Annotated in this window: 4 protein-coding genes; 3 read left to right on the top strand and 1 reads right to left on the bottom strand. The window is 74.9% G+C overall.

What is annotated here, in order from left to right:
* The 3 genes from ACI79G_RS24865 to ACI79G_RS24855 form a co-directional block, all read left to right on the top strand.
* Positions 1–212, top strand: a 212-nt coding sequence (locus ACI79G_RS24865; RefSeq protein ID WP_456883457.1) for an aldehyde dehydrogenase family protein, incomplete at its 5' end; no start/stop codon positions are given.
* 75 nt (positions 213–287) lie between these two features.
* Positions 288–467, top strand: coding sequence for a hypothetical protein (locus ACI79G_RS24860; protein WP_456883703.1), 180 nt, complete (start codon positions 288–290; stop codon positions 465–467).
* A gap of 376 nt (positions 468–843) precedes the next feature.
* Complete coding sequence (locus ACI79G_RS24855; protein ID WP_456883702.1) at positions 844–1,371, top strand: acyl-CoA thioesterase; 528 nt, start codon at positions 844–846, stop codon at positions 1,369–1,371.
* A 33-nt stretch (positions 1,372–1,404) separates the two neighbouring features.
* Here ACI79G_RS24855 and ACI79G_RS24850 read toward each other — a convergent pair whose 3' ends face one another.
* Entirely contained in the window at positions 1,405–3,939 is a 2,535-nt protein-coding gene (locus tag ACI79G_RS24850) for an HAD-IC family P-type ATPase (protein ID WP_456883704.1), read from the bottom strand.
* Positions 3,940–3,997 lie beyond the last annotated feature (58 nt).

Below are 3,997 nucleotides of genomic sequence, written 5' to 3'. Positions count from 1 at the left end.
CGATCACCACCGCCCACCGGCTCGAGGCCGGCTGGGTGCAGGTCAACCAGGGCGGCGGGCAGGTCGTCGGCCAGTCCTACGGCGGCTACAAGCAGAGCGGCATCGGGCGGGAGGTCTCCCTCGAGGGCATGATCGCCGGCTTCACCCAGACCAAGCAGATCAACGTGCGCCTCGGCCACGGAGCGACCCCCGCGCCGCGCACGGGACCCTGACCGGGCGCGGGCGACGGCGCCGCCGTGGCGTGGTCCGCCGCGGTCGCGACGACCTGCCGATGACCTGGAGGACGGGTGGCCAGCTACACCGCGACCGCGATCTGCGAGGGCGACCACTGGGTGATCGACGTCCCCGGTGTGGGTACCACCCAGGCCGACAGCGTCGACGACATCGAGGAGATGGCGCTCGACCTGGTCGTCGCGATGACCCACACCGCCCCCGAGGACGTGCACATCCAGGTGCGCATCGTCTGAGCCGGCACCGACGGGTGGGGTGCGACGCAGCCGACCGGCCGCCGTGCCGTGGCCGGTTCCGCCGTTCCGGCTGCGGTCGCGGCCGGTCCGACGCGACGGGGAGCGTGCCCGGCCCGACCTCGACGGCACGGTGGAGGGTCCCCGGATCGTCTCCCCCTGCCCCGCACGGTGGGCAGGGGGAGACCATCCGCGGGAGGGTCCTGGACCGGCTCCGACGTGGCCGTCGTCCGGTGGACGGCGATGACGCCGGACGGTCCGGCGCTCGGACGCCGCAGTGGTGGTCCGGGGCAGGAGTGTGGCGGGGGACCGCCCGGCGCAGGAGGGCTCCACGGCGATGGCGGAGCCCTGCTGCACCTCGCCCGGGGAGGATCCGGGGATGTCCACGAACACCGAGCCACCACCGGACCGCGGCAGCGGGGACGACGACCGCCACCGCCTGTCGATGACGATCCTGATGACGCCCGACATGTCGAACTTCGCGGGCAACGTGCACGGCGGCCTGCTGCTGAAGTACCTCGACCAGGTGGCCTACACCTGCGCGACCCGCTGGGCGCGGACCTACGCCGTCACGCTCTCGGTCGACCAGGTCGTCTTCCGGGAACCGGTCCACGTCGGTGAGCTGGTGACCTTCCAGGCCAGCGTGAACCGCACCGGGCGCACCTCGATGGAGATCGGGGTGCGCGTGACCACGCAGGACCTGGTGAGCCAGGTCGTCCGGCACACCAACAGCTGCTACTTCACGATGGTCGCCATCGGGCCGGACCGGCGTCCCGTGGAGGTCCCGCCGTGGCGGCCCCGGACCGCCGAGGAACGCCGGCGGTACGAGGCCGCCGGCCGCCGCCGGGAACTGCGCCGGGAGATCGAGCGGGCCACCACGGAGATCCGCACGGCCACCGAGCACTGACGACCAGCGGGCGGGGCGGTGGCCGCCGGTCGCTCAGCCGTGCGCCGCCCCGGGGAGCTGCTGCAGCCCCAGCGCCCGCTCCAGCAGCCGGAACCGGTAGGCCGCCGTCAGCAGGACGAACCAGAGCGCCAGCGCCGGCAGGACCGTCCGGAAGACGGGGTCGGCCGCGTGGGTGAGCCCGAAGTAGTCGGTGAACGGCTCGACGAACAGCCCGCCGGTGAACGCGGCGACCAGCACGGCCACGAGCACGGCCGGCCGCTGGTCGCCGTCGGGCCGGGTCCACGAGGCGAAGAGCCGGTTCGGCGGCCTCAGGAACAGGACCAGCAGGAAGGCGGCGTAGGACACGAAGGTCGACAGCGCCGTCTGGGCGCCGATCGTCGCCGCGGCCTCGGCGAAGCCGACGTCGCCGGAGGAGACGCCGGACCAGCGCTCGAAGGCGGTGACGACGAAGGCGGGGACGTCGGAGCCGCTGAACCCCTCGAGCAGCGTCGTGTAGTGGTAGGCGTACACCGCGACGCCGCCGGCAGCGGTGACCACCATGGCCGGGACGACGAACCGCCACAGCGACGTCAGCAGGTGGGGGTCCGGCGGGGCCGGGCGGGCCCACATCGTGAGGAACAGCGTCGGCAGGCCGACGGTCAGCAGGGTCAGCCCGACGTTGGCGGGGGAGTAGGGGAACCCCAGGCCGAGCATGGTCACCGCGAGGATCACCAGGCCCTGCGTGCCGACCCGGGCGAGGAAGACCTGCATCGAGGTGCCGATGCCGGCGATGATCCGCCGGCCCTCCTGCTGCGCCGGCAGCAGCGCGCTCAGCGAGTCGTCGGTGAGCACGATGTCGGCGACGTCGCGGGTGACGGCGCTGCCGCTGCGCATCGCCACGCCGACGTGGGCCCGCTTGAGCGCGCGGGCGTCGTTGACGCCGTCGCCGACCATGGCCACGTAGCGGCCCTGCCGGCGCAGGGAGGCGACCAGCCGCTCCTTCTGCTCCGGGGCGATCCGGCCGAACACCGTCGTCCGGGCCGCCACGTCGTCGAACTCCCGGTCGGAGAGGGCGTCGAGGTCGGCGCCGGCCACGGGGGCCCCGCCGTCCAGCCCGGCCTGCCGGGCGAGCGCCGCCACCGTGCGGGGGTCGTCGCCGGAGACCACCTTCACCGCGGTGCCGCCGGCGGTCAGCCCGGCGAGGGTCCCGGGCACGTCCGGCCGCAGCTCGTCGGCGAGCGCCACCACGGCGAGGGGGTCCAGCGCCGGCAGCCGCGGCCGCCCGGTCTCGCCGCGCAGCCGCGCAGCCGGATCGGCGGCGCGCGCGACGACCAGGACCCGCAGCCCCTGCCCGGTCAGCGCGGTCACGGTCCCGGTGAGGGGTGCGCCGGACAGGGCCGGGGCCAGGGCGTCCGGCGCGCCCAGGACGACGACCCCGTCGTCGGTCCGCAGCGCGCTCCACCGCAGCGACGACGAGAACGGGACCTCCTCCCGCACCTCCCACGGCGCCCCGGGGAGCGCCGCGGCCAGTGCCGAGGAGGTCAGGTTGGCGGCGGTGGTGCTGCGGGCCAGGGAGCCGACCAGGTGCTCCACGGCCGCGGCCCCGAGCGGGCCGACCGGCCGGACCTCCGCCAGCGAGAGGCGGCCGGTGGTCAGCGTCCCGGTCTTGTCGGTGCAGAGGACGTCGACGTTGCTCACCGCCTCCACCGCGTTGACCTGCTGCACGAGGGCGCCCCTGCCCGAGCTCCTCGCCGCGCCGACGGTGTAGGCCACCGCCACGAGGAAGAACAGCCCGTAGGGCACCAGCCCCGACAGCACCGCCGTGGTCTGCACCACGCGCACGAGCGAGAAGCCCTCGAGCGCGGCCTGCAGCAGGATCGTGGCGCTCATCAGCGCCACCAGGACCATGACCAGCCGGACGACGAACTCGATGCGGCGCTGCAGCGGGGTGGTGTCCGTGGACGCCTGGCGGGCCTCGGCGGTCAGCCGGCTGGCGTGGCTCGACGCGCCGACGTCCCGGGCGAGCTGGTGTCCTCCGCCGCCGACGCAGGAACTGCCCGACAGCAGGTCCTCGCCGGGCCCCCGCAGCTGCGGCTCGGACTCGCCGGTGAGCAGCGACTCGTCCACCTCGACCCGGCCGCCGTCGAGGACCGGGCCGTCGACGACGACCTGGTCGCCCGGACGCACGCACAGCACGTCCCCGCGGACGACGTCCTCCTGCGGTACCGAGGTCTCCCGGCCGTCGCGGAGCACGGTGACCGGGCTGCGGCTCAGCAGCTGCAACCGGTCGAGCTTGCGCTTGGCCCGGATCTCCTGGACGGCGCTGATCGCCGCGTTGACCAGCCCGAGCCCGACGCTGGTGAAGGCGTCGTTGTAGCGGCCCAGCGCCAGCAGCGCCGCGCCGATGACGAACAGGATGACGTTGAAGGAGGAGAAGACGTTGGTGCGCAGGATCCGGGCGTAGCTGCGGGACGACGCGCTGACGGCGACGTTGCCCTCCCCGCGGCGCCGCCGGGCCTCGGCCTCCCGCGAGGTGAGGCCCGCGACCCCGGCGAGGCCGGTCACCCCGTCGGTCTCCCGCACGTCCATCCCGCTCGCTCCCGCCCGGAGGTCGTCCCGCCGCGCCGCGGGGCCGACCGGCCGGTCG

This window comes from Geodermatophilus sp. SYSU D00779 (assembly GCF_054050595.1).
This window is presented reverse-complemented; position numbering and strand designations above follow the sequence as displayed.